Origin of the sequence: Brevundimonas sp. DC300-4 (assembly GCF_049897365.1) — a bacterium.
Lineage (GTDB): Bacteria > Pseudomonadota > Alphaproteobacteria > Caulobacterales > Caulobacteraceae > Brevundimonas.
The window spans coordinates 75,136-99,555 of sequence record NZ_JAFCWC010000006.1 but is presented as its reverse complement, the minus strand read 5'-3'; the positions used below and the strand labels follow the sequence as shown (position 1 = coordinate 99,555).

The 24,420-nt window shown below is 68.4% G+C and carries 27 protein-coding genes, 1 other RNA gene and 1 riboswitch; of the genes, 21 read left to right on the top strand and 7 right to left on the bottom strand.

The features are described 5' to 3' along the window. Positions 1-3 precede the first annotated feature (3 nt). Genes thrS through ACP7AZ_RS11605 form a run of 3 tightly spaced genes read right to left on the bottom strand, consistent with a single transcriptional unit; the run spans position 4 to position 2,687 of the window. On the bottom strand, positions 4-1,938 hold the full coding sequence (thrS, locus tag ACP7AZ_RS11615) for a threonine--tRNA ligase (RefSeq protein ID WP_426038873.1): 1,935 nt from the start codon (positions 1,936-1,938) through the stop codon (positions 4-6). A gap of 13 nt (positions 1,939-1,951) precedes the next feature. Beyond that, on the bottom strand, positions 1,952-2,218 hold the full coding sequence (yidD, locus tag ACP7AZ_RS11610) for a membrane protein insertion efficiency factor YidD (RefSeq protein WP_426038812.1): 267 nt from the start codon (positions 2,216-2,218) through the stop codon (positions 1,952-1,954). 13 nt (positions 2,219-2,231) lie between these two features. Further along, positions 2,232-2,687 (bottom strand): iron-sulfur cluster assembly scaffold protein, encoded by a 456-nt coding sequence (locus ACP7AZ_RS11605; RefSeq protein WP_426038811.1) that lies wholly within the window; start codon positions 2,685-2,687, stop codon positions 2,232-2,234. A 147-nt stretch (positions 2,688-2,834) separates the two neighbouring features. Between ACP7AZ_RS11605 and ACP7AZ_RS11600 the strand changes: the two genes are divergently transcribed. Next, positions 2,835-3,410, top strand: coding sequence for a DUF4168 domain-containing protein (locus tag ACP7AZ_RS11600; RefSeq protein WP_426038810.1), 576 nt, complete (start codon positions 2,835-2,837; stop codon positions 3,408-3,410). Between the two features lie 3 nt (positions 3,411-3,413). Here ACP7AZ_RS11600 and ACP7AZ_RS11595 read toward each other — a convergent pair whose 3' ends face one another. Continuing rightward, positions 3,414-4,247 (bottom strand): tetratricopeptide repeat protein, encoded by an 834-nt coding sequence (locus ACP7AZ_RS11595; protein ID WP_426038809.1) that lies wholly within the window; start codon positions 4,245-4,247, stop codon positions 3,414-3,416. 72 nt (positions 4,248-4,319) lie between these two features. On the opposite strand from ACP7AZ_RS11595, the gene ACP7AZ_RS11590 reads away from it, so the two are divergent. Beyond that, positions 4,320-5,711 carry a leucyl aminopeptidase family protein gene (locus tag ACP7AZ_RS11590; protein ID WP_426038808.1) on the top strand — a complete coding sequence of 464 codons (1,392 nt, stop codon included), beginning with the start codon at positions 4,320-4,322 and terminating at the stop codon, positions 5,709-5,711. Here ACP7AZ_RS11590 and ACP7AZ_RS11585 read toward each other — a convergent pair. After that, on the bottom strand, positions 5,678-6,178 hold the full coding sequence (locus ACP7AZ_RS11585) for a hypothetical protein (RefSeq protein WP_426038807.1): 501 nt from the start codon (positions 6,176-6,178) through the stop codon (positions 5,678-5,680). The genes ACP7AZ_RS11590 and ACP7AZ_RS11585 overlap by 34 nt on opposite strands. Before the next feature lie 216 nt (positions 6,179-6,394). Here ACP7AZ_RS11585 and ACP7AZ_RS11580 point away from each other — a divergent pair, with 216 nt between their 5' ends. Further along, the gene (locus ACP7AZ_RS11580) at positions 6,395-7,177 is read left to right on the top strand and encodes an NlpC/P60 family protein (protein ID WP_426038806.1); all 783 of its coding nucleotides are present in this window, start codon (positions 6,395-6,397) and stop codon (positions 7,175-7,177) included. 93 nt (positions 7,178-7,270) lie between these two features. On the opposite strand, the gene ACP7AZ_RS11575 is transcribed toward ACP7AZ_RS11580, so the two are convergent. Then, positions 7,271-8,020, bottom strand: a complete 750-nt coding sequence (locus tag ACP7AZ_RS11575) for a c-type cytochrome (protein ID WP_426038805.1) — start codon at positions 8,018-8,020, stop codon at positions 7,271-7,273. 152 nt (positions 8,021-8,172) lie between these two features. Between ACP7AZ_RS11575 and ACP7AZ_RS11570 the strand changes: the two genes are divergently transcribed. Next, a complete protein-coding gene (locus tag ACP7AZ_RS11570) occupies positions 8,173-8,895 on the top strand; it encodes a 3-deoxy-manno-octulosonate cytidylyltransferase (protein ID WP_426038804.1) in 723 nt (240 codons plus the stop codon). Between the two features lie 166 nt (positions 8,896-9,061). Here ACP7AZ_RS11570 and nudC read toward each other — a convergent pair whose 3' ends face one another. After that, positions 9,062-9,988: an NAD(+) diphosphatase gene (nudC, locus tag ACP7AZ_RS11565; RefSeq protein ID WP_426038803.1), complete on the bottom strand. Its 927-nt coding sequence runs from the start codon at positions 9,986-9,988 to the stop codon at positions 9,062-9,064. 75 nt (positions 9,989-10,063) lie between these two features. Here nudC and ffs point away from each other — a divergent pair. The 17 genes from ffs (at position 10,064) to ACP7AZ_RS11480 (ending at position 24,158) form a co-directional block, all read left to right on the top strand. Beyond that, an RNA gene (gene ffs, locus ACP7AZ_RS11560) (signal recognition particle sRNA small type) lies at positions 10,064-10,157 on the top strand. A gap of 158 nt (positions 10,158-10,315) precedes the next feature. Further along, positions 10,316-10,717, top strand: a complete 402-nt coding sequence (locus ACP7AZ_RS11555) for a DUF3597 domain-containing protein (RefSeq protein WP_426038802.1) — start codon at positions 10,316-10,318, stop codon at positions 10,715-10,717. Positions 10,718-10,764: 47 nt separating this feature from the next. Continuing rightward, the gene (locus tag ACP7AZ_RS11550) at positions 10,765-12,606 is read left to right on the top strand and encodes a DNA polymerase III subunit gamma/tau (protein WP_426038801.1); all 1,842 of its coding nucleotides are present in this window, start codon (positions 10,765-10,767) and stop codon (positions 12,604-12,606) included. Between the two features lie 105 nt (positions 12,607-12,711). Beyond that, positions 12,712-13,041: a YbaB/EbfC family nucleoid-associated protein gene (locus ACP7AZ_RS11545; RefSeq protein ID WP_426038800.1), complete on the top strand. Its 330-nt coding sequence runs from the start codon at positions 12,712-12,714 to the stop codon at positions 13,039-13,041. A 60-nt stretch (positions 13,042-13,101) separates the two neighbouring features. Beyond that, positions 13,102-13,716, top strand: a complete 615-nt coding sequence (gene recR / locus ACP7AZ_RS11540; RefSeq protein ID WP_426038799.1) for a recombination mediator RecR — start codon at positions 13,102-13,104, stop codon at positions 13,714-13,716. A gap of 64 nt (positions 13,717-13,780) precedes the next feature. Next, positions 13,781-14,017, top strand: coding sequence for a hypothetical protein (locus ACP7AZ_RS11535; protein ID WP_426038798.1), 237 nt, complete (start codon positions 13,781-13,783; stop codon positions 14,015-14,017). Beyond that, the gene (locus tag ACP7AZ_RS11530) at positions 14,014-15,060 is read left to right on the top strand and encodes an SPFH domain-containing protein (protein ID WP_426038797.1); all 1,047 of its coding nucleotides are present in this window, start codon (positions 14,014-14,016) and stop codon (positions 15,058-15,060) included. Before ACP7AZ_RS11535 ends, ACP7AZ_RS11530 begins: the two co-directional genes overlap by 4 nt. 289 nt (positions 15,061-15,349) lie before the next feature. Beyond that, entirely contained in the window at positions 15,350-16,573 is a 1,224-nt protein-coding gene (locus ACP7AZ_RS11525) for a DNA recombination protein RmuC (RefSeq protein ID WP_426038796.1), read from the top strand. Positions 16,574-16,682: 109 nt separating this feature from the next. Beyond that, a complete protein-coding gene (locus ACP7AZ_RS11520; RefSeq protein ID WP_426038795.1) occupies positions 16,683-17,102 on the top strand; it encodes a hypothetical protein in 420 nt (139 codons plus the stop codon). A 4-nt stretch (positions 17,103-17,106) separates the two neighbouring features. Continuing rightward, positions 17,107-17,304, top strand: a complete 198-nt coding sequence (locus ACP7AZ_RS11515; RefSeq protein ID WP_303695961.1) for a helix-turn-helix transcriptional regulator — start codon at positions 17,107-17,109, stop codon at positions 17,302-17,304. 5 nt (positions 17,305-17,309) lie between these two features. Then, positions 17,310-17,894, top strand: coding sequence for a hypothetical protein (locus ACP7AZ_RS11510; RefSeq protein WP_426038794.1), 585 nt, complete (start codon positions 17,310-17,312; stop codon positions 17,892-17,894). A gap of 31 nt (positions 17,895-17,925) precedes the next feature. Then, positions 17,926-18,897 (top strand): TraB/GumN family protein, encoded by a 972-nt coding sequence (locus ACP7AZ_RS11505; RefSeq protein ID WP_426038793.1) that lies wholly within the window; start codon positions 17,926-17,928, stop codon positions 18,895-18,897. A 122-nt stretch (positions 18,898-19,019) separates the two neighbouring features. Beyond that, positions 19,020-19,225, top strand: a riboswitch (cobalamin riboswitch). A gap of 154 nt (positions 19,226-19,379) precedes the next feature. Next, the gene (locus tag ACP7AZ_RS11500) at positions 19,380-21,341 is read left to right on the top strand and encodes a TonB-dependent receptor plug domain-containing protein (protein ID WP_426038792.1); all 1,962 of its coding nucleotides are present in this window, start codon (positions 19,380-19,382) and stop codon (positions 21,339-21,341) included. Between the two features lie 3 nt (positions 21,342-21,344). Beyond that, the gene (locus ACP7AZ_RS11495; RefSeq protein WP_426038791.1) at positions 21,345-21,500 is read left to right on the top strand and encodes a hypothetical protein; all 156 of its coding nucleotides are present in this window, start codon (positions 21,345-21,347) and stop codon (positions 21,498-21,500) included. Beyond that, entirely contained in the window at positions 21,500-22,396 is an 897-nt protein-coding gene (locus ACP7AZ_RS11490; protein ID WP_426038790.1) for an ABC transporter substrate-binding protein, read from the top strand. The genes ACP7AZ_RS11495 and ACP7AZ_RS11490 overlap by 1 nt, the downstream gene beginning before the upstream one ends. After that, positions 22,393-23,379: a FecCD family ABC transporter permease gene (locus ACP7AZ_RS11485; protein WP_426038789.1), complete on the top strand. Its 987-nt coding sequence runs from the start codon at positions 22,393-22,395 to the stop codon at positions 23,377-23,379. The genes ACP7AZ_RS11490 and ACP7AZ_RS11485 overlap by 4 nt, the downstream gene beginning before the upstream one ends. Continuing rightward, complete coding sequence (locus tag ACP7AZ_RS11480; protein ID WP_426038788.1) at positions 23,376-24,158, top strand: ABC transporter ATP-binding protein; 783 nt, start codon at positions 23,376-23,378, stop codon at positions 24,156-24,158. The genes ACP7AZ_RS11485 and ACP7AZ_RS11480 overlap by 4 nt, the downstream gene beginning before the upstream one ends. Positions 24,159-24,420 lie beyond the last annotated feature (262 nt).

Here is a 24,420-nt window from a genome sequence, read left to right as displayed (position 1 = left end):
ACTCTAGGCGGTCTTGAGCCGCTTCAGATCCGGCGGCGTGGCTTCGTCGGTCAGGATGCGGATGGCCTCCTCGACCGAGACGACCGTCTGCGCCTGCGACCCAAGACGGCGGATGGCGACCTTGCCTTCTTCCGCCTCTTGCCGCCCGACCACGGCGATGACCGGCACCTTGCCGACCGAATGCTCACGCACCTTGTAGCCGACCTTCTCGTTGCGCAGATCAGTCTCGACCCGCAGGCCTGCGGCCTTGAACTTTGCGGCGACGTCTTCCGCATAGCCGTTGGCGTCCGAGGTGATAGTCGCGACCACCGCCTGCACCGGCGCGAGCCACAGGGGGAAGGCCCCGGCGTAGTTCTCGATCATGATGCCGATGAACCGCTCGAACGAGCCCAGGATGGCCCGGTGCAGCATGACCGGCCGGTGTTTCTGGCCGTCCTCGGCGATGTAGGTCGCATCGAGCCGTTCCGGCAGGACATAGTCCAGCTGGATCGTGCCGCAGGTCCATTCGCGGCCGATGGCGTCCTTGACGATGAAGTCCAGCTTGGGCGCGTAGAAGGCGCCGTCGCCGGGCGTGACCACCGGCTCGGTCCCGGCGGCGCGGGCGGCCTCGGCCATCAGGGCCTCGGCCTTGTCCCAGAATTCATCGCTGCCGGCGCGCGTCTCGGGGCGCGTGCCGAGGCTGATATAGGCCGTTTCCATGCCGAGATCGGCGTGGACCGAGCGGGCGAGGGCGATGAAGCTCGACGTCTCCTCGACGATCTGGTCCTCGCGGCAGAAGATGTGGGCGTCGTCCTGGGTGAAGCCGCGCACTCGCATCAGGCCGTGCAGCGATCCGGACGGCTCATAGCGGTGGCAGGCGCCGAACTCGGCCATGCGCAGGGGCAGTTCGCGATAGGAGCGCTGGCCCTGATCGAAGATCTGCACGTGGCCCGGGCAGTTCATCGGCTTGAGGCTCAGTTCCTCGCCCTCGACCGTCTCGCAGACGAACATGTTGGGCCGGTACTTTTCCCAGTGGCCGCTCTGTTCCCAGAATTTGCGGTCCAGCACCTGGGGCGTCTTGACCTCGACATAGCCGGCGGCGTCCAGGCGGCGGCGCATATAGGCCTCCAGCACGCGCCACAGAACCCAGCCCTTGGGATGCCAGAAGACCATGCCGCGGCCCTCTTCCTGCATGTGGAAGAGCTCCATCGCCTTGCCCACCTTGCGGTGGTCGCGCTTCTCGGCCTCCTCCAGACGGGTCAGATAGGCGTCGAGATCCTCCTTCGTCGCCCAGGCGGTGCCGTAGATGCGCTGCAGCTGTTCGCGATTGCTGTCCCCGCGCCAGTAGGCCCCGGCCAGCTTGGTCAGCTTGAAGGCCTTGCCCACCGACTTGGTCGAGGGGAAGTGCGGGCCCCGGCAAAGGTCGATCCAGTCGCCCTGCTTGTACAGGGTGATCGTCTCCGTGCCCGGCAGGTCGCGGATCAGCTCGGCCTTGAACGCCTCGCCGCGCGCCTCGAAGAAGGTGATCGCCTCGTCGCGGTCCCAGACCTCGCGCTCGAACTTCGCGTCGCGATCCACGATCCGCGACATCTCCTTTTCGATGGCGGCGAAGTCGTCGGTCGAGAAGGGCTGCTCGCGGAAGAAGTCGTAATAGAACCCGTCCTCGATGGCCGGACCGATCGTGACCTGGGTTCCGGGGAACAGCGTCTGCACCGCCTCGGCCAGCACGTGGGCCGCATCATGCCGGATGGTGTAGAGCGCCTCCGGGTCGTCGCGCATGATCAGGCGGAAGTCGCCGCCGGTCTCCAGCACGCGGTTCAGGTCGCGCTGCTCGCCGTTCAGTTCGGCCAGAACGGCCTTCTTGGCCAGCGAAGGCGAGATAGCGTGGGCCACGTCCCGGGCGGTCGATCCGGCTGCATACTCGCGCACGGCGCCGTCGGGGAATTTCAGTTCGATCATCATGGGGTGTTCGTCACTTTTCGCTTTCGCGCGTCGGGGCGACGACGCTGCGTGGCGGAACCGGATCATATCCCGACCCGCCGAAGGGGTGGCATTTACAGAGCCGACGCAGGGTGAGCCATCCCCCCTTGCGTAAACCATGCTGGATCAGGGCGTCGCGGCCATAGTCCGAACAGGTGGGCAAGAACCGGCACGACTGGCCGAAGAAGGGGCTGAGCGTCACCTTGTAGCCCCGATGGGCCGCGCGGACGCCGCGTTCGTAGAGAGTGCCGGGCGCCATCAGATTCTACCGCTCATCCCGCGAGGGCGAGACGAGTTCGTGCATCCAACGCCTGTGAGACCGCGTCCAGCGTCGCTTCAATGGCGACCATGGTGGAGGCATGCCGCGCCGGATAGTCGGCGACCTGCTTCAGGGCGCGCAGGCCTTCGAACCGGCCGTCCGGGCCTTCGCCGCCGGATTTCAACATCGACAGCATGGCGTCGCGGGCGGACTGCAGCTCTTCGGTCGTCGCGCCGATGACGACCTCGCCGACCACGCCCGCCGCAGCCTGGCCCAGCGCACAGGCCTTCACGTCCTGGGCGAAGTCGGCGATGCGGCCGTCCGCATCCAGCACGACATCGACCGTCGCCTTCGATCCGCACAGCTTCGCGACCCTCTCGCCCGTGCCTTCGGGCTCGGCCAGCCGGCCGGCGTGCGGCAGGTTGGCCGCCAGCGTCAGGATGCGCGTGCTGTAAAGATCGTCGATCATGCCCGCGATATAGGCGCTGGACGCCACGGGGAGAAGACGGCGACATCACGCCGACGTCAGACCGGGTGATTTGCCACCGGAACGATTGCCGGGTTACCGTTCTTTCCGTCCCCGACGCTTATGTCTTCAGATTGCCAAGGATTTTTCATGCGCCTGACCCTGATCGCCGCCGTTTCCGCCGTCGCCTTGCTGGGCGGAGCCGCCCAGGCTTCCGCCGCCGCGTCGTTGACGACCGCAACCCGGGCGACCGAATATTCCGACGCCCAGCTTCAGGCCTTCAGCACAGCCATGGTCACCGTGCGCGCCGCCGCCCCGACCGACGGTACGGCGCCGAACGCTGACCAGCAGGCCGCCATGGCCGCCGCTATCGAGGCCGCCGGCATGGACATCACCTCGTTCAACGCCCTGGCCACGGCGGTCTCGACCGATGACGTGCTGAAAGCTCGTCTGGCCGTCCTCGCCACCCCGGACTCGCCGGCCGGTTCGGTCGCCGCCTCGGTGACCGACGCTGAGGTCGTCCAGTTCGGGGCCGCCATGGTTCAGGTCCGCGCGGCGGCTCCGTCCGACGGCACGGCCCCGACCACGGAACAGCAGGCCGCCATGGCCGCCGCCGTCTCGGCCTCGGGTCTGGCCCTGGATCGCTTCAATGCGATCGCCGGCGCCGTCTCGACCGACGAACGCCTGCGCGCCCGTCTCGAGCTCGCCGACGCCAAGGGCGGCTGAAGCCTATTGACCCTGTAGCGAGGACCAGGTCCGGACCAGGGCGGGGGAGGCGGTGTCGGTTTCGCCCCCCGCCGTCGCCGGCCGGACCTGGTTCCTCAGCCATTCCAGATTGCGCTCGGCGGCTTCGGGCGGCAGGTCGCGGCGGATGATCTGTTCGGCTTCCGGGATCCTGCCCTGAAGTCCCAGGGCCATGGCGAGGTTCAGCCGCATCTGCAGCGAAGCGCCCGGCTGCGCCACCGCTCGACGCAGCAGCGTCTCGGCGCCGGCCGGATCGCCGCCGGTCATCTGGGCCATGGCGGCGTTGTTCATCACCTCGGCATTGTCCGGCGACAGGCGCAGGGCCTCGTTCCAGACGGCGCGCGCGTCGTCGGCGCGCCGCACCTGCTGATAGGCGACGCCCAGCAGCGACAGAGGCCGCCAGTCGTTGGGCGCCAGAGCCTTCGCCTGTTCCAGGGCCGCTATGCCGTAGAAGGCCTGACCCCGCGCGATATGGGCCCGCCCGATCTCCAGCATGGCGTCGACGTTCTGCGGCTGGGTCACCAGCACCTGCTGGGCGACGGTCGCGGCCTGTTCGTGCTGGCCAAGCTGACGCAAGGCCTCGGCCAGTTTCACCCCGGCGACCGGATCGGCCGGATTGACCTCGACCTCTCGCGACCAGAAGACCGAACGCGCCAGCGGATCGAGCCGGCCGTAGGCGGCGCGCTGCTCGGCCGTGGCGGCCACGCGCGGGGCGGCGGCCTGTTCGGCCTGGGCCGAGGCGGGGCCGGTCAGGGCCAGGCCACCCAGGAGGGTCAGGGCGATCAGTGCGATTGAGCTTGAGGCCCGGGTGCGCGACATGGGACGATCCGATCGGATTTCTGCCCCTCAAGAATCGGCGCTTCGCGTCAAGCATTGGTTAATAGTCGCCCCATGTCCGTGATCTCGCCCGACGCCCTCGTCCCCTCCGACAGCCCCAGCGCGGCGACCGCCACACCCGCCCGTTTCGTCGGGCCTAAGGCTGCGCTCGACGGCCCGGCCCAGGCCTGGGCCGCGCGGATGGGGTTCAGGGGCAAGGCGGGCGAGGTGCTGGTCGTACCCGGCGCGGACGGCGGCATCGATCACGTGCTGGTCGGGGCGGGCAAGACCTTCGATCCGATGAGCGCCCGCGCCCTTTCGGCCAGACTGCCCGAGGGCCTCTATCGGCTCGAGGCGGAACCCGAAGACGCCCGCGTCGCGGCCCTGGCTTTCCTCCTCGGGCGCTACGTCTTCGATCGTTACAAGACCCGGGAGCGGCCCGAGGTGCGGCTGGTCGCGCCGGACGGGCTGGATGTCGCCGAGGCTCTGCGCATCGCCTCGGCCTGCGCCCTGGCCCGAGAAATGGTCGATACCCCGCCCGCCGACATGGGCCCGCTGCAGATGGAGACCATCGCCCGCGAGATCGCCGAGGCCCACGGCGCCTCGATCTCGGTCATCGCCGGCGATGACCTGCTAGAGGAGAACTATCCGGCCATTCACGCCGTCGGCCGCGCCGCCGCCCCGCATCGTGCGCCCCGGATCATCGAGATCGGCTGGAATCTGGACAAGACGGACCGGCCGTTGGTCGCCCTGGTCGGCAAGGGGGTGGCGTTCGATACCGGCGGGCTCGACATCAAGTCGGCGGCCGGCATGCGCAACATGAAGAAGGACATGGGCGGCGCGGCCCATGCGCTCGCGCTGGCGCGACTGGTCCTGCAGGCGGGCCTTGATGTGCGCCTCGTCGTGCTTGTCGCAGCGGTCGAGAACGCCATCTCCGGCGACGCTTTCCGGCCAGGCGACGTGCTGCAGAGCCGCAAGGGCCTGACCATCGAGATCGGCAATACGGACGCCGAGGGTCGGCTGATCCTCGCCGACGCCCTTGCGCGGGCCGGCGAGCACGATCCCGACCTGACCCTGGACTTCGCCACCCTGACCGGCGCGGCGCGCATCGCGCTCGGCCCGGAGTTGCCGCCCCTCTACACCGACGACGAGGCGCTGGCGGCCGACCTCCTGGCGGCGGCGGACGCCGTGCGCGATCCCCTGTGGCGGATGCCGCTGTGGCCCGGCTATCGCGCAGCGATCGACTCGGACATCGCCGATGTTCGCAACGACTCCGCGGCCTGGGCTCAAGGCGGGTCGATCACCGCCGCCCTGTTCCTGCAGAAATTCGCCCCGACCAGCGGTGCCTGGGCCCATCTGGACGTCTTCGCCTGGAACAGCCGTGGCCGCCCGGGTCATCCCGAGGGTGGAGAGGCGCAGAGCCTCCGTGCCGCCTACGCCATGCTGAAGGCGCGGTACGCGCGCTGACCCGCCCATCCCGGGCCGTCGTCGTCGGCGGTCGTTCCGGTCGGACGTGATGACGGCCTGATGGCCCGGCGGGCTCGGGCGGCGCGCCTGCGCAGGAGCGCCAAAACCTGTCGGGGCAAGGCGGTCGCCTGCGCCCGGATCGCTCTGAGCCCGTTCGTGGCCAGAATCGCGCCCGTGATCAGCAGGGCGTCGACGAACACCCCCACGTCAAACATCGCGAACCAAACCAGCGTATCGGGCAGCAGGAAGCCGAACAGCCGCATCCCGTCCGCCTCGAACAACAGGACCAGGACGAAACCGATCACCGCCAGCACGGCATAGAAGGCGGCCTTGCCGCGATGGATCCGGTTTAACCGCCGCGCCGGCTCCTCGACCAGCCAGCGTTTCAGACCTCGCCCGATCCCGGTGTCCGGAAACGCGAGCATCACGATGACCACCGCCGACATCAAACCCAGCACCAGCGGCATCGGCCCCTCCGCCATCACGTCGAACTGAACTGGCGTTCCTGGCCCGCGATTCAAGATGTCCACGGATCGGGCTCAGGCCGCGAGCCGGTGCCTGTCCTCCGGCCGATCGGAGATCGGACCGCGGCGCGGCGAGCGGTCGCGCACAAAAAAGCGTGCCATTAACGGGACTTTTGCCTTCGTCTGGCAGACGTATGGGCCAACCGTCAGGGCCTTCGCTTGAACGACCTCCCGACCGACTTCGACGCCCGCACCACCCTCGCCCGGCCCGATCTGGCCGCGCAGGCGTTGGAAGGCCGCGTTCGGGCCGAGACCTTCCGCGCGACCGAGCCGATGCGCGGCGCCGTTCCGGTCGCGGATATCCACGCCGAGCCCGACACCGCCTCCGAACGGATCGACCAGCTTCTGCACGGTGAAATCTTCGACGTCCTCGACCGGCGCGGCGGACGCGTCTGGGGCCAGGCTCGTCGGGACGGGACCGTGGGCTGGATGGACGCCTCGGCGCTGGTTCCGCATGTCGGCCTTCCGACCCGACGGATCGCTTCGGCCACGGCCGCCCTGCCGCTCAATGCCCTCGTCGACGACGCCTCAGCCGAAAGCGCGCCCATCGGTGAGTTCGAGACCGATCCCGTCGCCGTGGCCGAACGCCTGCTGGGCGTGCCGCATAGCCTCGGCGCCCGCTCGTCTCTGGCCACGGATTGCTCCGGCATGGTGCAGCAGGCCCTGTTCGCCTGCGGTCTCGCCGGTCCGCGCCATTCCGACGGTCAGGCCCAGCTCGGCGTCGCGGTTTCACGTGACCAGGTCCGGCGTGGCGACATCGTCGTCTGGCTGAACGTCTCCAGCGACCACAGCTGGACCGGTCATTCGGCCTTCCTGCTGGACGAGACCCGCGTCATCCACGCCACCGGCTTCCACGGCGCGGTGACGCTTGAGGCTTTCGCCGAGGCCGACGCCCGCTATCTGGCCGACGGCTTCGAGCCCGCCGTCTTCCGGCGTCTCTGATCCAACGTCGGCGCACCCCGGCGAGAAGGGTGTCCCGAACGAAACAGGCGGCCCCGGAGGACCGCCTGCTCGAAGCCTGAATATCCGACCGGCTTACTGCGCTGGAGCGCTCGTCGCGGCCGGCGGAGCGACCGGGGTCGCCTGGGTCGGCGAAGCGCCTGCGGCCGTGGCGTCGGTCGGAGCCGCGCCGGCGGGGCCGCCCGATCCGGCGGTGGCCGTTTCGGCGCCCGGGGCGACGGCGCCCTCGGCGGGAACTTCACCCTCGGCCGGCGCGGCGCCGGGCTGACGCGCGGGATCCGACGCGGGGATCGCAAAGCCGGCCGAACCCTGGCTGCGCAGATAGGCGATCAGGTTGATACGGGTTGGGGTGTCGCGCAGGCCTGCGAACGACATCTTGGTGCCCGGGACATAACGGTTCGGCGCGGTGATGAACTGGTCCAGCTGGTCGTAGCCCCAGTTCGGAGCCTCGGCCTTGTGCGCGGCCATGGCGTCCGAATAGGCGAAGCCGGCGCGGTGCATGACCGGACCACCCACGACGCCGAACAGGTTCGGGCCGATGCCGTCGGGACCGCCCGCTGCGATGTTGTGGCAGGCCTGGCAGCGCGCGAAGGCGGCTTCACCGGCGGCCAGGTCGGCGGCCGGCAGGACCATGCCCCAGTCCGGCGCCAGCTCGACCTCGGCGGGGCCGCTGGCGGCTTCTTCGGGCGCGTCGACGAAATAGCCCATCTTCTCAGGCGCGTGCGTCGTATAGACCGCGCTCGAAACCTGCTGGACCACCAGGATGGCGAACACCGTCCCCAGGCCCGCACCAAATATCTTGTTCAACTTCAGATCGCCGCTCATCGCGTCGTCGCATCCCGCTTCTAGAGGCCCGGCCGGCTCGGCAAACCGGGCGAAATCTTGATTGGCGGTCTCTTACACGCTAGCGCCGCCTTCGCAACCGGCCCCGGACCTCACTTTGAGCGTCCGGACGTCGCATGACCGGAAGGCCTGCCGTGACGCCTTTGATACTGATACCGACTCGCATGTCAGCGACCCGCCTTCCGGGCAAGCCGCTGGCCGATATCGGCGGCAAACCCATGGTGATCCGGGCCTGGGAGCAGGCCGTCCTGTCCGGGCTGCCGGTCGCCGTGGCGGCGGGGGATCAGGAGATCGTCGATGTGATCGAGGCCGCGGGCGGTCGCGCCGTCCTGACCGATCCCGACCTGCCGAGCGGCTCCGACCGGGTGCTGGCGGCGCTGGAGACACTGGATCCCGACGGCGAATATGATTCGGTCATCAACCTGCAAGGCGACATGCCGTTCGCGGACCCTGGCATCGCCACCGCCTGCGCGGCCCTGCTGCACGGCGAGCCGAGCTGCGACATCGCCACCCTGGTCGCGCCCGAAGCCGATGTCTCGGACCGGTCCAACGTCGATGTAGTCAAGGCGGTGCTGGCGATCGTGCAAGGCGAGAAACATGGTCGCGCCCTGTATTTCACCCGCTCGATCCTGTTCGGCGACGCGCCGGTCTGGCGCCACATCGGCGTCTATGGCTACCGCCGCGAGGCCCTGAAACGCTTCTGCGCGGCCCCGCCGTCACCGCTGGAGCAGCGCGAGAAGCTGGAACAGTTGCGGGCGCTGGAGCTGGGCCTGTCGATCTGGGCCGGGGTGATCGACGCGGCGCCGATCTCGGTGGACAATCCGGCGGATCTCGAGGCGGCCAGAAGGTTGGTCTGAGACGCAGTTTTCTCCCTCCCCCTCGGGGGAGGGTGGTCGGAGCGCAGCGGAGACCGGGTGGGGGCGGCAAGGCAATCCAGCCTTGGCCGGCACTCGCATCGCCGGCCCTTCCCACCCCGTCGCTGCGCGACGCCCCTCCCCCGAGGGGGAGTGAGAACGCGGCGCCCTATTCCACCTCGAACCCGTCCACCCAAGCCTGGATCAAGGTCCGGGCGATGGCGAATTTCGGCGGCGCTTTCACCTCGTGAGCGCCGGCCAGCACCGCTCGCGCCTCGTCCTTCGTCAGCCAGCGGACCTCTTCCAATTCGGTCATGTCCGGGGTCGCGTTCGCGTCCGACACTTCGGCGATCAGGCCGATCATCAGCTGCGACGGAAAGGGCCAGGGCTGGCTGGAGTGATATCGGACGGCCGTCACCGTCAGCCCCGCCTCCTCCTTGATCTCGCGGGCGCAGGCCTCCTCGATCGTCTCACCAGGCTCTAGAAAGCCCGCCAGAGCCGACATCCGTCCCGCCGGCCAGGCCGCCTGACGCCCCAGCAAACAGCGCCCCTCGAACACCGGCAGCATGATGGTCACCGGATCGACACGCGGGAAATGCTCGGCCGTGCAGGCCGGACAGACCCGTCGCCAGCCACCGGCCGTCGATTTCGTTTCATGCCCGCAGTTGGCGCAGAACCCGTGCTTCCGCCGCCAGTCGAACAGGGACTTGGCCCCGCCCGCCATGGCCGCCTCGGCGCCTGACAGGACCGCCGCCGCCTCCCGCATCCCGGTGAAGGCGCCCAGCCCCTTGATCGGCCCCTCGGCCGGATCCGACGGTCCCTCGAACTCGACGGCGAACACCGGCGCCGATTTCCACAGCCCCAGGAAGACCTCGCGATCGGCGTCGCGGATCACGTCGCGCGCATGGGTCAGGGCCAGCCAGGCCAGGCGCGGCCCGTCCGCATGATCCTCCAGCAGCGGCTGCCCCTCCCAGAACACCATGGCGAGCGCATCCGCGCTTTCGCCCTGTTCGACCAGCCATTCGGGCGTGTTGCGGAAGTCTCCGGCGCGGTCCAGCGGATTGCCGGCGAAGGTATTGAGGAGAGGGAGGGCCATGGCGGCTTCCTACTCGCCTTCTTCGCCGCCGGGGAGAGGCGCCTTGATCTCGCCGTCGCGATTCGCGATATGGACCTCGGAGATCGCGGGCGAAGGCTTCGCCAACCTGGTCAGGGCCGGAAGGCAGCAGCCACAACGAATTCCCCTTCGGGTCGCGGTCTCCACTCTCCCTCACTTTACAGTGCGCTAACGCTCGACGCGCGGCGTCTCGCTGCTTGAGCAGCATTATAGTGCGCTAACGCTCGCGACGCGGTCGCTTGCTGCTTGAGCGCGGGAACCTCTGCCGGTCCCGCTCGCTCCCTTGGCCAGTTCAACCGGAGCGACCCCATGAGCATTCTCGGCAATATCCTCGGCAAGATCTTCAACCGCGACAAGCCGGCGCCCAGCGCTCCACCCCAGCCCGCCCCGACCGCGACGCCCGTCCAGCCGCCGATCACGACCGCCGCCGCCGTCGCACCCCAGCCCGCCGAGCCCGTCGATGTCGCCGGCATCCTCGACTTCAAGAACAGCGTCCGCGACGAGACGCTGAACTGGCGCACCTCGATCGTCGATCTGATGAAGCTGCTGGGGATGGAAAGCTCGCTGGCCGAACGCAAGGAACTGGCCGACGAGCTCGGCTACACCGGCGACACGTCTGACAGCGCGACCATGAACATCTGGCTCCACAAGCAGGTGATCCAGAAGATCGTCGACAACGGCGGCCAGCTGCCCCGCGATATGACGTCCTGATCGCACAAGGACTCTACGGACCGTCTTACACGCGGTAAGACGGTCCCATGACCGACGTCGACCTTGATTCCGGAGATCCGCCTTGGGCGGATGACGACGCTCCCGAGCGCGACGAGAACACCGACGACATGTTCGGCGCCCCCGCGCCTGCGCCCGAATCGAAGCCCGCCGCAGAGGCCAGGCCGGTCGAGCCCATCCCCGTCTCCACCCCCGCCGCGGTCGAGGGGGACGGCGAGGCCTACACCGTCCTCGCCCGCAAATACCGGCCCAGGACCTTCGAGGACCTGATCGGCCAGGAGGCCATGGTCCGCACCCTGACCAACGCCTTCGCCACCGGCCGCATCGCCCACGCCTTCATGCTCACCGGCGTTCGCGGCGTCGGCAAGACCACGACAGCCCGTTTGCTGGCCCGGGCCCTGAACAACGAGACTGACGTCATCGACAAGCCGTCGCTGACCCTGACCGCCTTCGGCCGCCACGACGCGGCGATCATGGCCGGCCAGCACATGGACGTCATGGAGATGGACGCGGCGTCCCACACCGGCGTCAACGACATTCGCGACATCCTGGAGAGCGTCCGCTACGCGCCGGTCGAGGCCCGCTACAAGGTCTATGTCCTCGACGAAGTCCACATGCTGTCGAACCAGGCCTTCAATGCGCTGCTGAAGACGCTGGAAGAGCCGCCGCCCCACGCCAAATTCATCTTTGCCACCACCGAGATCCGCAAGGTCCCGGTGACGATCCTGTCGCGCTGCCAGCGTTTCGACCTGCGCCGTGTCGAGCCGGAAATCCTGGTCGAGCACCTCGCCCGGATCGCCGGCAAGGAGGGGATGAAGGTCGAGGACGACGCCCTGGCCCTGATCGCCCGCGCCGCCGAGGGCTCGGTCCGCGACGGCCTGTCTCTGCTGGACCAGGCCCTCGTCCAGGGCGAAAAGGGCGAACCGGTCGCCACCGATGTCGTCCGCGACATGCTGGGCCTGGCCGATCGCAGCCAGACCATCGCCCTGTTCGAACAGATCATGGCCGGGCGCACGCCCGAGGCCATCGAGACCTTCCGCACCCTCTACGGCTACGGCGCCGACCCGGTTCAGGTGACCAACGACCTGCTGGAACACTGCCACGCCGCCTCGGTCGCCAAGATGCTGGGCCCCAACGCCACCCGCCTGCCCAATGATCAGGCCCAGCGTCTGGCCGCCATGGGCGCGGCGGTCTCGGCCGGGACCCTGTCGCGGACCTGGTCGATGCTGCTGAAGGGGCTTGACGAGGTGCGCCGCGCACCCTCGCCCGCCGATGCGGTGGAGATGGTGATCGTCCGCCTCGCCTACGCCGCCGACCTGCCCGGCCCGGAAGAGGCGCTGAAGAAGCTGCAGAACGGCGAGGCTCCAGGCGGCGGTTCAGGCGCGCCGCGCGGCGGCGGGGGAGGGGGCGGCGTCTCGGCCCAGCTGGCCATGCGTCCGGCGGCCCAGCCCAGCCTGCCGGATCCCCAGACCTTCGAGGCCGTCGTCGCCCTGATCGGCGAGAAGCGCGAGATCGCCCTGCAGATGGACGTGCAGCGCTACGTCCGTCCCGTGTCGTTCAAGCCCGGGACCCTGACCTACGAGCCGGTTGACGGCGCCCCGGCCAACCTCGCCACCCGCCTGTCGTCGCGGCTCAAGGACTGGACCGGCCGCCAGTGGTTCGTGGTCGCCAACGGCCAGGGCGGCGGCGAGACCCTGATCGAGGTCGAGAAACGCGGCCGCGCCGAGGAGCGCGCCGAGGTCGAGGCCGATCCTTTTGTCATGGCGGTGCTGGCCGCCTTCCCCGGCGCCGTCGTCGGCGAGATCAAGACCCTGGCGCCCTCCGTCGAGATGCCGGCCATCCCGGATGAGGCGGACGAGGACAACGACTGACCCCTGTCTCTTTCCGTCATCCTCGGGTTCGCTTCGCGCCCCAAGGATGACGGAGGTGATAAAGGTCGGGGTGAAATCGCGAGTGAAAGGTCCTATCTAGAGCCTATGAAAGATCTCAACGCCCTGATGCAGCAGGCCCAGGCGATGCAGCAAAAGCTGCAGGACGCCCAGGCGAAAATGGCCGAAACCACTGCGGAGGGGACCTCCGGCGGCGGCCTCGTCACGATCGCCCTCAAGGGCGCCGGCGAGGTGACCTCGGTGAAGATCGACGACAGTCTGATGGTCCCGGGCGACACCGAGATTCTGTCCGACCTGATCGTCGCCGCCCACGCCGACGCCAAGCGCAGGCTGGACGCCGTCAATGGCGAGCTGATGCGTGAGGCCGCCGGCCCGATGGCGGGGATGAACATCCCCGGCATGCCCAAGCTGTTCTAGACCTTGGCGGGGATGAGCCGAGTTTGTGGTTCGGCCATGACTGGAACGGGACAGGTCTGAGTGGCCGCCTCCGCCGGACCCGAGATCGAGCGACTGATTTCGCTCCTGGCCAAGCTTCCGGGGCTCGGGCCCCGTTCGGCCCGGCGCGCGGCCCTGGCCCTGTTGAAGAAGCGCGAACAGCTGCTCGAACCCCTCGCCGCCTCTCTGGCGGAGACCGCGGCCAAGGTCGTGTCCTGCTCGGTCTGCGGCGCCCCCGACACCCGCGACCCCTGCTCGATCTGTTCCGACCCGGGCCGGGACAACGCCCTGATCTGCGTGGTCGAGGAGGCGGGTTCGCTGTGGGCCATGGAACGGTCCGGCGCCTTCCGCGGCAAATATCATGTGCTGGGCGGGCTCCTGTCGGCGCTCGACGGCGTCGGCCCCGAGGCCCTGCGCGTCTCCGAACTGGTCGGCCGGGTGAAGGGCGGCGAGGTGCGAGAGGTCGTCCTGGCCCTGCCCGCCACCGTCGACGGCCAGACCACCGCCCACTATCTCGCCGACCGGATCGGGGCGACGGGGGCCGGGAACGCGGTCGAGATCACCTCCCTGGCTCGAGGCGTCCCCGTCGGCGGCGACCTCGACTGGCTCGACGACGGCACCATCGTCCAGGCGCTGCGGGCGCGACGACCGGCGTGACGAAACGCGGGGGTTGAACGGCCCTGCCAAACACGCTCTGATCCAGTCTGGGGAGGGCCGTGCGATGGGACGTGAAATCAGGGTGGCCCTCGGAGCCTCCGCCGGCATCGCCGCCCTCGTGATCGGCTTCATCTTCCTGATCCGCTACGCTGTGCCGGCGATCCTGGAAGCCCATTTCGCGGGCAGTCTGATCACCGCCTCGATCGTCGGCATCGCCGGGGTTCTGGCCCTCGTCTGGGCCGCATGGAAATTGTTCGTCTGGGCGTCGCGTGCGCTCGGCGCTGGGGGAAGCGACCAATGACATTCGGCGCCGGCGTGACCCGCTTGAAGCCCTCTCTCCCCGGCGCATCGGCGGGGCGGACCATCGCCCTGATCGTCCTGATCCTCGGACTGATAACGGTTGGCGGCATCAGCGTTTCATCGTGCAGCGTCACGGTCGAGAGCGGCTATATGGGCATCAAGACCACCAAGTTCGGCCCCAACCCCGGCGTCCAGCGCGATGAACTCGGCCCGGGCTTCCACTGGGAAGGCATCGGCGAGAAAATCCGCACCTACCAGACGCTCCAGCGCACCTATTCCTACACGCGCGAGGCCAATGCCGACGGGCGCGAGAACGAGGAGATCATGTTCTCTGACGTCCTTGGCCTGCCGATGACCGCCGACGTCGCCCTGACCTTCAAGGTCCGTGAAGACAAGGCTGCGGACCTCTATGCGACCTGGCGTCAGGAGTTCGACGCCTTCATCGACGGGCCCCTGCGGACCTCGGTGCGCGCCGCCATCGCCCGCGAGACGGAAAAGCTTCCCGTCGCCTGCAACGCCGAGATGGGGGCTCCGGGTCGCGCGCCCATCGTCGCCGTCGCCCCGGTCGAGGGTGCGCCTCTTCCTGTCGGAACCCAGGACGCCGAGGACTCCCCCGGCCAGCTGATCGGCCCCGGCCGCCAGATCGTCCTGCAACGCGCCATGGAGGCGCTCCAGCGGGAGTGGACGCCCCAGGGGCTCGACATCATTCGCATGGAATGGGTCGGTTCGATCCGCTACCCGGAGAGCGTGGTCGCCGCCATCCAGTCGCGCACGACGGCCGAACAGAACACCCGCGCCGCCCTCGAACGCGTGAACCTCGAACGCGCCAATGCCGAGGCCCGCATCGCCCAGGCGCGCGGTCAGGCCGAGGCCAACCGCCTTCTCGCCGAATCCATCCGTTCCAACCCCGAGGTGGTGCGACTGCGCGAGGTTGAGCGGACGCTCGGCATCTGCCCTCTCAGCGCCGACACCTGCGTGGTCGGGGCAGACGTCAACATCTCCGCCCTGATCGCCTCGCGCGACGGTGCGGCGGCGGCGCAATAGGAAATATCGTTCCGGAGAAAACCTGCGTCCGATTTTGACGCAGGGGCATGTCAGGATCGGGCGTGATGCTCCACGCTCTCCTGATACCAAACCCGACTCAACAGACTATCTCGACTCCCGTTTTCCGGAACCGGGTCAGGCCGATCGGGACTCAATGGACTATGTGGACTCTGTTAGTCGGAGTCGGCTGGTCCTCGGCTCGGCGCGACTCTGTCGACTCTGTCGAGTCCATTTCTGGAGTCGCTCCGATCTGTGGCCTGCCTCGGCGACTCCCGCTAAGGAACGGAGCATGAACACGCTTTCGATCGTCCTCGCCATCGTTTCGCTGGCTCTCGCGGCCGGTTTCCTGTGGGCCTTTCTCGGCTGGCAGAAGGCGATGGGCGCCCTGTCTTCGGCCCACGAGAAGGTCGCCCTGATCGAGGAAAGCCGCACCACGATGGGAGACCTGTTGCGCGCCCAGGCGGCCCAGTCGGCCCAGGTCATCGCCGACCAGATGGTCACCCGCGCGACCGAGACCTTCCAGGCCCAGGACCGCGTCGCCCGCGAGCGGATGGAGGCCCAGCTGAAACCTGTCGCCGAGACCCTGGCCAAGTTCGAAACCCAGGTCGCCGCGCTTGAGAAGGCGCGGGCGGAGGAGACCGGCACGCTCAAGGAACAGCTCTCGGCCCTGATGATCGCCTCGACCGCCACCCGCGACGAGGCCAAACGGCTCACCGAGGTCCTGCGCGGCAACACCGGCCGGCGCGGCCGCTGGGGCGAACAGACCTGCCGCAATGTGCTTGAGGCCGCGGGTATGGCCGGCCGGTTCGATTTCACCGAACAGTCGTCCAGCGCCAATGACGAGGGTCGCCAGATGCGGCCGGACTTCCTGGTGCGTTTGCCGGGCGGGGGCCTGTTCGTCATCGACGCCAAGGTGCCGCTGGCCTTCCCCGACGCCGCCGAGCCGGACGACGAGGCGCGCGATGCAGCCATGTCGGCGCGCAACGCCGCCAGCATCAAGAACCATGTCAGGGATCTGGCGGCCAAGGCCTATCAGGACCAGTTTAAGCCCAGCCCCGACTTCGTCGCCCTGTTCGTACCCTCTGACGCCTTCCTGTCGGCGGCGCTGGATCGCGAGCCGGAACTGATGACCGACGCCATGGCCCGGCGCGTCATCATCGTCACACCCTCGACCCTGTTCGCCCTGTGCAAGGCCGTCGCCTATGGCTGGCGGGCCGAGGAGCAGTCGAGAAACGCGGACGAGGTCGCGAAACTGGGCAAGGAACTCTACAAACGCCTCTCGGTCATGGGCGGCCATGTCTTCGGCGTCGGCCGGGCGCTGGAACAGGCCGTCGGCAAGTACAACCAGTTCGTCGGTTCGCTGGAGAGCCAGGTCATGGTCTCGGCCAAACGGTTCGAGGATCTGCAGGTCGATCACGAGGGCAAGGAACTGCCCCAGTTGACCGCCATCGACCAGGCGCCGCGCGCCCTCAGCCGTCCGGAACTGATCCACGACAAGGCCGCCGGGGCCTGATTCCGCCGGCGCTCTGACGTCTGACAAGGTCGCTTGACATCCACGGCCGCGGGTGTAAAACAGCCTTGTCATATCGACAAGGATGCGTGTCTTGGCTCTGGAGGCTCGAGTGTCGGAACATCCCTTGAGGCGCTACGGGGCCGTCATGGGCATCTGCGTCCTGGCAGGCATGGCCGCCGGCGCAGTGGCCGGCGTCGTCAGCGCGACCTCCGACGAGGCCAGCCTCGGCGGCGCGGCCATGGCCACGGCCGTCGCCCTGGCCATGGCCGCCGCCCTCTGGGCCTGTTTCCGGTGGTGGAAGGGTCTCGATGAAGCCGCGCAGGAAGCGCACAAATGGGCCTGGTGGTGGGGCTCCACCGTCGGCCTGTGCTTCGCCGGCGTCATCCTGCTGACCCTGCTCTACGGCGCTGGCGATCTCGGAGAGGCGCCGATCAAATCCATCCTGATGTTGGACACCGCCATCGTCACAGGCTGCCAGATGGTCGGCTACGGCGTCGCCTGGGCCGCCTGGTGGCTCAGGCGGCGGTGACCGCATGAACAACCATCTCAGAACCCTGCGCGCCGACCGGGGTTGGAGCCAGGCCGACCTGGCCGCCGCCCTGGGCGTCTCGCGCCAGACCGTCAATGCCCTGGAGACGGGCCGCTACGACCCCTCGCTGCCGCTCGCCTTCAAGATCGCACGCGTCTTTGAACAACCGATCGAAGCCATCTTTTCGGACACAGGAGCCTGAGCCTCATGTCGCGTTCTGAAATCTCGACCCAGCCGCTCGTCGTCAAGATCCTCGGCGGTCTGGCCCTGGCCGCCGTCGGCGCCCTGACAGGCGCTGGCCTCGCCAACGCCATCGAGGGTCGCAACATGCCGTGGGCCGACAGCCTGGCCCTGGCCATGGCGGTTGCCCTGATCACCATCGGCGTCCTGAGCGCCATCACCATGGCCCTGCGTCCATCGACCGTGCCCAAGGGCTGCGGGGTTCTGCAGATTATCGTCTTCATGCTCGCCGGGGCGATGTTCCTGGCGCCCATGTACGCCTCGGCGTTCGTTACGGCCGACACTGTGTTTGCAGGCATCGCGGTCCTCCTGGCCGTCCAGACCGTGGCCAACGTCATGCTCTGGCGACGCGCGGACGAGATGCTGCGACAGGTCATGGCCGAGACCAGCGCCATCGCCTTCTGGGCCCTGCAGACCGCCCTTTTCCTCTACGCCGCCGCCGAACGGCTGGGACTCGTCGACACGATCAGCGGCTGGGGCCTGACCGGCATCCTGATGGCCGTATACCTCGTGTCTTCCATCGCCGCCGCCGCTCGCCGCGGCATTCACTGAACGCCCTTACCGAACCACAGGATTTTGCAGCATGACGCTCAGCAGCCGCCTGAAGACCACCACCGTCTCCATGGGGAGGACCGCCGTCGGCGTCGCTCTCGGGATCAGCCTCGCTGCAGTCCTGCTGGCCGGCGCGCCCAAGGCCTTCGCTCAGGACGCCGCCCCGGCTCATGACCACGCCGTCATCGTTCAGGCGGTTGGCGACGGCCCCGCGCTGTGGTCCATCTCTGACGCCGATTCGACCATCTACCTGTTCGGCACGGTCCATGTGCTGCGTCCCGACACGCCCTGGGGCTCGGCCATGGTCGACGCCGCCTTCGACGCCAGCCGGAACGTCATTTTCGAGATATCCAATCCCGACGATCAGTCCGCGCTGATGCCTCTGATCCAGCAATACGGCCTGTCGCCCCAGACCCCGCTGTCCAGCCTGCTGACGGCCGAGGAACTGGCCCATCTCGATGTTGCCGCGCGCTCCATCGGCGGTAGCGCCGCCCAGTTCGACCCGCTCCGTCCCTGGCTGGTGGCCCTGTCCCTGTCGGTCGCCCCGCTGGTGAAGGCCGGCTACGATCCCGCGTCGGGCGTTGAACTGATCCTCAAGCATCGCGCCGAGGAGGCCGGCAAGCCGGTCACGGGTCTGGAGACCATCGACCGGCAGGTCGAGATTCTGGCCGGCCTGTCGCAGGACACCCAGCTGGCCTTCCTGCGTTCGACGCTGGAGGATTTCGACGAGGCCACGACCGAGCTCGACGCCCTCGTCGATGCCTGGGCCACCGGTGATGTCGAGGCGATCGACCGTATCGGCGTGGCCGAGATGAAGGCGGAATCGCAGGAGGTCTATGACGCGCTGCTGGTCCGCCGCAACACCGCCTGGGCCGACCAGATCCAGACCCTGCTCGCCGGGTCGAGCACAACCTTCATCGCCGTCGGCAGCGCCCATCTCGCCGGCGACGACAGCGTCCAGGAAATCCTGGAAGCGCGCGGCGTCGAGGTCGCGCGCCGGTAGCGGACTTCAGCGACAGGGGCAGGCCGGCGACGATCAGCACGGCCTCGTCTGCTGCCCGGGCGCCGCGAGGACGAGAGTGGTCGCCATGCAGCGCTCCATTGCCGAGCTTCGCACAATGGCCTAATTGTCCCTTTGCGACAGGTTCCCCAGTAATGGGGATGAAAAGGGAACTCAGGTGTGAAACCTGGGCTGCCCACGCAACTGTAAGCGGCGAGTCCGCGCACCAATAGCCACTGGGTCCGAAGGCGAAAGCCGGAGAGCCTGGGAAGGCGGTGCGCACCGGCATTGACCCGCGAGCCAGGAGACCTGCCCGTCGTGGTCGTCCTTCGCGCGGACGTGGTGTGCCGAGCGAAACGGGGTCTATCCCGAATGGCGACGTCTGTTGGGCCGTGCATCGCTGCGCGGTCGCGACCGGGCGCGTCTCCATGTCCGATCGCGGCCGTTCTGCGCGCCGGCTCGTTGTCAAACGAGGGATTGGACCCATGAGAAACGCACTGATCACAAGCGCCGCCACGGCTGTTCTCCTGCTCGCCGCCAACGCCGCGAGCGCACAAAACGCGACATCCGTCACCGACCCCAGCCTGCTGGACGACGTGGTGGTCACCGCCAACCGCTCGGCCCAGTCGGCCGCTCGCGTCGGCCAGTCGGTCACCGTCCTGACGACGGAAGACATCAGGACCAGCCAGGCCGTCGGCGTCGCCGATCTTCTGGTCCGCACGCCGGGCGTGACCCTGTCGCGCAACGGCGGGATCGGCTCCCCAACCTCTCTGCGTATCCGCGGTGCCGAGACGGACCAGACGGTCGCGGTCATCGACGGCGTCAAGCTGAACGATCCCTCGGGCACCGGCGGCGGCTACAATTTCGGCAACCTGCTCGTCGGCGACATCGCGCGCATCGAGGTGCTGCGCGGCGCCCAGTCGACCCTGTGGGGCTCCCAGGCCATCGGCGGGGTGGTCAATATCGTGACCGCCGGACCGACCCGCCCGTTCCAGGCCGGCATCGACGCCGAGGTCGGTTCGCGCGGCACGACATATCTGCGCGGCAACATAGGCGGGGCCAACGAGCGCGCGACCTGGCGGCTGGCTGCGTCGCACTACGAGACGGAGGGTTTCTCGGCCTTCGCGCGCGGAAGCGAGACGGACGGTTACGAGAACTTCGGGCTGAGCGGCCGAGCCAACGTCCGCATCCTGGAAGGCGTCTCGCTCGACTTGAGCGCCGTCTATTCGGACGGAACCGTCGACGCAGATGGCTTCCCCGCGCCCCTGTTCGCCTTCGGAGACACGCGCGAGACAGCGAGCACCAAGGAGCTGGTCACCTACACGGGCCTGAACGTCGACCTGTTCGACGGTCGCCTGAGCAACCGGATCGCCTATGCCTACACCCGCACGGACCGGGCGCTGCTCAATCCCGATCAGGCGGCGACCAACGTCACCTTCGACGCCGAGGGTCTGAACAGGCGCTACGAGTACCAGGGCGTGCTGGACATTCGCGAAGGCTGGACGGCCACCTTCGGGGCCGAGCACGAGGACAGCGCGTTCAGCTCCGCCTCGCCATCCTCCTTCACCCCGAACCCTGTGCCGGCGACGGCCGAGGTCGGTCTCGACGGCGTTTATGCTCAACTACAGGCGGAGGTCATCGACGGCCTGACCCTGACGGGCGGCGTGCGTCGCGACGAGCACGACACCTTCGGCGGCAAGACCCTGGGCCAGGCTGCCGCGGCCTGGTCTCTGAACAACGGCTCGACCGTCGTGCGGGCCAGCTTCGGCCAGGGCTTCAAGGCGCCGAGCCTGTATCAGCTCTACAGCGACTACGGGAACACGGCCCTGGCGCCGGAAGAAGCGGACGGTTGGGATGCCGGCGTCGAGCAGCACCTGCTGGACGGTAATCTTATCCTGTCGGCGACCTTGTTCGCGCGCGAGACGACGAACCAGATCGACTTCGTGTCCTGCTCCGGCACGGCGACGCCGGCGGCGGCTCCCCTGTGCTTCCACAACGGGGTGCGCCGCTTCGGCTACTACAACAACGTCGCCCTGACCGAGGCGGATGGCTTCGAACTCGCGGCGGATTATGAGATCGGGTCATTCCGGGTCAACGCCAACTACACCCGGACCAACACCGAGAACCGCACCCCGGGCGCCAACCTGGGTCGTGAACTGGCGCGCCGTCCCAAGGATGCGGCCAACCTGACGCTCGGCTATGTCTGGCCGTTCGGACTGTCGACCTCGGTCGCGGTCCAGCACGCGGGCGACAGCTTCGACAACGCCTCGAACGCCGCGCGTCTGAAGGGTTACACCCTGGTCGATCTGCGCGCGTCCTACCCGATCAACGAGACGCTGGAGGTCTATGGCCGGGTCGAGAACGTCGGCGACGAGGTCTATGAGACCACCCGCAACTACGGCGTCGCGGGGCGCGGGACCTTCGTCGGCGTGCGCGCCCGGTTCTAGGCGATGTCGGGCGCCATTCATCACGGCGGGCGACTGGCCGAGGCGCGGAGGGACCCGGCGGGGGTGGCCGCGCTAGAGGCCGCCGCCGCCCGGCTTCGTCGTTGGATCGGTAAATGGCCTGTCGGGACGGACGCCATCGCCATGGGGATCGACTTCTGATGATGCTGGACCGGCGGATGGTGATGGGGGGCGGGCTGGCGATGACGGTCGGGTGCAGCGTCGCGCCCGGGCCGCCCGGGCCGCCCGCGCCGGTCTCGCCCGGTCGGCCGCAGCGGATCGTGTCGCTGAACCCCTGTCTCGACGTCATCCTGGTGCGGGTGGCGGATCGGGCCCAGATCGGGGCGCTGAGCCACTATGCGCGCCAGGACTATGGCTCGACCATCGCCGACATCGCCCGCACCCTGCCGTTTACCTACGAGACGACGGAGGAGGTGATCGCCCTGCGACCGGACCTCGTCATGACGGGCAGGCTCTCCTCGCTGGCGATGCGCAACGCACTGGATCGGCTCACTATCCCAACCGCGCTGTTCGACGTGCCCGAGACTGTCGCCGCCAGCCTCGAACAGGTGCAGGAGGTCGCCCGGCGGGTCGGCCATCCCGAACGGGGCGAGGCGCTGGTCGCTGAGATCGGGGCCGCCCTGGCCGCCGCCGCGCCCGCGTCCGGAATGCGGCCTGTGTCGGCGCTGGTCTTCATGCCGGGCGGGTTCGCCTCCGGGCCGGGGACTCTGATGGACGAGATGATGACCCGGACCGGCCTGACCAACGCAGCGTCGCGCTACGGCCTTCAGCGCACGATGAACGTGCCGCTCGAAATGGTCGTTGCCGACCCGCCGGACATCTTGCTGTCCGGCGAAGCCTATCCCGGCGCACCGAGCCGGGCCGAGCGGGTGATGGAGCATCCGGCCCTGGCGCGCGTCGCCGGCGACATGCAGCGGGCTGTGTTCCCCGAACGTCTGCTGTTCTGCGGCGGCCCGGTTCTGATCCAAACGGCGGCGGCCTTGTCGCGCGCCCGCGACTCCGCATTGGCCAACCAGGTGGGGGCGAGGCAAGCATGAAGCCGATCAGCCGATCTTTTCTCTATGCGGGGCTGCTCGCGCTGCTGGTGATCCTGTTGGGGATCAGCCTCATCGCCGGCAAGGTCTGGGTGCCGTTCAGCGCCTGGACCCAGCCTGACATTGATCCGCGCTGGGCCATCGTCTTCGAACTGCGTCTGCCGAGGACGATCCTCGGCATCTTGGTTGGGGCGGCCCTGGGTCTCTCGGGTGCCGTGCTGCAGGGCTATACGCGCAACCCGCTCGCCGATCCGGGGGTGCTCGGCGTCTCGGCCATGGCGGCGCTGGGGGCGGTGCTGACCCTTTATTATGGCGTAACGGCCTACGCGCCCTGGGCCCTGCCGGTCGCGGCGATCAGCGGGGCGCTGATCGGGGTCGCCATCCTGATGCTGCTGTCGGGGTCGGCGTCGAGTCTGGTGACCTTCATTCTGGCGGGAGCCATTCTCAACATCCTGTCCAGTGCGGGCGTGTCGCTGGCCCTGTCGTTGGCGCCCAACCCGTGGGCGGTGAACGAGATCGTCGACTGGCTGATGGGATCGCTGGCGGATCGCAGCTTCGAGGAGGTGAAGATGGCGCTGCCGCTCATCGCCATCGGCTGCGGTCTCCTGCTGACCACCGGGCGAGCGTTGGATGCGCTGACGCTCGGCGAAATCGGAGCGCGGTCGCTGGGCATCTCCATGTCGAAGACGCGCTGGGTGCTGGCGCTCGGCGTGGGTCTGGCTGCGGGGGCCAGTGTCGCGGTGACGGGCGTGATCGGTTTCGTCGGACTGGTGACGCCGCATCTGCTGCGTCCGTTGGTCGGCGCCCGACCAGGGGCGTTGCTTGTTCCAAGCATCCTCGGCGGGGCGGTCATTGTGCTGGCCGGAGACATTCTGGTGCGGATGACCCCGGCGGCGGGCGAGGTGAAGCTGGGGGTCGCCATGGCCGCGCTCGGCGCGCCGTTCTTTCTCGTTCTGTTGCTGAGCCTGAGGAGGAAGATCGCATGAGCGTCCTGTCCTGCACCGACCTGAATGTCCACATCGGCGGCAAGTCGATCCTGGCGGCCGTCAGCCTGTCGATCGAGGCCGGCAAGGTCACAGCCGTCGTCGGCCCCAACGGCGCCGGCAAGTCGACCCTGCTGGCCTGCCTCGCGGGGTTGCGGGAGCCGACCTCGGGCGGGCCCCTGCTGGATAGCGTCCCCCTTTCCGGCATGAAGTCCTACAACCGGGCAAAGCGCCTCGCCTTCCTGCCCCAGACTCCGGAGATCGCCTGGGCGGTCGAGGCGCGGACCTTGGTCGAGCTGGGCCGCACCCCCTTCATCGGCGCGCGCGGTCAGTCCGAGGAGGACCATGCGGCCGTGGATCGCGCGATGGCCGCCGCCAATGTCATCGCGTTCGAACACCGTATCGTCGACACCCTGTCAGGCGGCGAGCGGGCGCGGGTGCTGATTGCGAGAGCGCTGGCCGGAGAGCCCGAATGGCTGCTGGCCGACGAGCCCCTGACCGGCCTCGACCCGGCGCATCAGCTTGGCGCCGCGGCTCTGTTCCGCCGGTTGGCGGACGACGGTGTCGGCATAGTGGTGACCCTGCACGACCTGTCGATGGCGTTGCGCATGTCTGACCGGATCATCGTCCTGGCCGAGGGCGGCGTCCTGTCCGACGAACCGTCCGCGACCGCCCTGTCTCCCGAGGTACTGAGGCGCGCCTATGGCGTCGAGGCGACTCTCACCCAGGGGCCGGGGGGGGCTCTGATCGACGTGATCCGCCGTGTGACCCTGCCTCATTAGAAGGGAGGCTCCTCTCCAGCTCCGAAAAGCCAGCATGGGTGTCCACTGAAACGGGGAGGATCAAAACTGCACCGCCCTGAAGGGCCAGGTGCTGGAGCGGGCGGCGGGAATCGAACCCGCACGAAAAGCTTGGGAAGCGGCGAGGAACTCAACGATTTCAATCTGCTCGCCCCCAACGATTGTCATTTCCGCTTTAAACAGATCAATGGCTTACAGCCGGTTTCCCAACCGGGTGGGTCTGTCTACAACAAGCTAGCTCTTG

What these genes read in the sequence shown, in the direction of transcription:
- ACP7AZ_RS11525 (WP_426038796.1), top strand. Translation starts at nt 15,350, where the DNA reads ATGAACACGCTTTCGATCGTCCTCGCCATCGTTTCGCTGGCTCTCGCG.
- ACP7AZ_RS11575 (WP_426038805.1), bottom strand. Translation starts at nt 8,020, where the DNA reads ATGAGCGGCGATCTGAAGTTGAACAAGATATTTGGTGCGGGCCTGGGG.
- ACP7AZ_RS11495 (WP_426038791.1), top strand. Translation starts at nt 21,345, where the DNA reads ATGTCGGGCGCCATTCATCACGGCGGGCGACTGGCCGAGGCGCGGAGG.
- ACP7AZ_RS11590 (WP_426038808.1), top strand. Translation starts at nt 4,320, where the DNA reads ATGTCCGTGATCTCGCCCGACGCCCTCGTCCCCTCCGACAGCCCCAGC.
- ACP7AZ_RS11600 (WP_426038810.1), top strand. Translation starts at nt 2,835, where the DNA reads ATGCGCCTGACCCTGATCGCCGCCGTTTCCGCCGTCGCCTTGCTGGGC.
- ACP7AZ_RS11490 (WP_426038790.1), top strand. Translation starts at nt 21,500, where the DNA reads ATGATGCTGGACCGGCGGATGGTGATGGGGGGCGGGCTGGCGATGACG.
- yidD (WP_426038812.1), bottom strand. Translation starts at nt 2,218, where the DNA reads ATGGCGCCCGGCACTCTCTACGAACGCGGCGTCCGCGCGGCCCATCGG.
- ACP7AZ_RS11480 (WP_426038788.1), top strand. Translation starts at nt 23,376, where the DNA reads ATGAGCGTCCTGTCCTGCACCGACCTGAATGTCCACATCGGCGGCAAG.
- ACP7AZ_RS11500 (WP_426038792.1), top strand. Translation starts at nt 19,380, where the DNA reads ATGAGAAACGCACTGATCACAAGCGCCGCCACGGCTGTTCTCCTGCTC.
- ACP7AZ_RS11585 (WP_426038807.1), bottom strand. Translation starts at nt 6,178, where the DNA reads ATGCCGCTGGTGCTGGGTTTGATGTCGGCGGTGGTCATCGTGATGCTC.
- ACP7AZ_RS11530 (WP_426038797.1), top strand. Translation starts at nt 14,014, where the DNA reads ATGACATTCGGCGCCGGCGTGACCCGCTTGAAGCCCTCTCTCCCCGGC.
- ACP7AZ_RS11505 (WP_426038793.1), top strand. Translation starts at nt 17,926, where the DNA reads ATGACGCTCAGCAGCCGCCTGAAGACCACCACCGTCTCCATGGGGAGG.
- thrS (WP_426038873.1), bottom strand. Translation starts at nt 1,938, where the DNA reads ATGATCGAACTGAAATTCCCCGACGGCGCCGTGCGCGAGTATGCAGCC.
- ACP7AZ_RS11535 (WP_426038798.1), top strand. Translation starts at nt 13,781, where the DNA reads ATGGGACGTGAAATCAGGGTGGCCCTCGGAGCCTCCGCCGGCATCGCC.
- ACP7AZ_RS11545 (WP_426038800.1), top strand. Translation starts at nt 12,712, where the DNA reads ATGAAAGATCTCAACGCCCTGATGCAGCAGGCCCAGGCGATGCAGCAA.
- ACP7AZ_RS11510 (WP_426038794.1), top strand. Translation starts at nt 17,310, where the DNA reads ATGTCGCGTTCTGAAATCTCGACCCAGCCGCTCGTCGTCAAGATCCTC.
- ACP7AZ_RS11605 (WP_426038811.1), bottom strand. Translation starts at nt 2,687, where the DNA reads ATGATCGACGATCTTTACAGCACGCGCATCCTGACGCTGGCGGCCAAC.
- ACP7AZ_RS11485 (WP_426038789.1), top strand. Translation starts at nt 22,393, where the DNA reads ATGAAGCCGATCAGCCGATCTTTTCTCTATGCGGGGCTGCTCGCGCTG.
- ACP7AZ_RS11555 (WP_426038802.1), top strand. Translation starts at nt 10,316, where the DNA reads ATGAGCATTCTCGGCAATATCCTCGGCAAGATCTTCAACCGCGACAAG.
- nudC (WP_426038803.1), bottom strand. Translation starts at nt 9,988, where the DNA reads ATGGCCCTCCCTCTCCTCAATACCTTCGCCGGCAATCCGCTGGACCGC.
- ACP7AZ_RS11550 (WP_426038801.1), top strand. Translation starts at nt 10,765, where the DNA reads ATGACCGACGTCGACCTTGATTCCGGAGATCCGCCTTGGGCGGATGAC.
- ACP7AZ_RS11515 (WP_303695961.1), top strand. Translation starts at nt 17,107, where the DNA reads ATGAACAACCATCTCAGAACCCTGCGCGCCGACCGGGGTTGGAGCCAG.
- ACP7AZ_RS11595 (WP_426038809.1), bottom strand. Translation starts at nt 4,247, where the DNA reads ATGTCGCGCACCCGGGCCTCAAGCTCAATCGCACTGATCGCCCTGACC.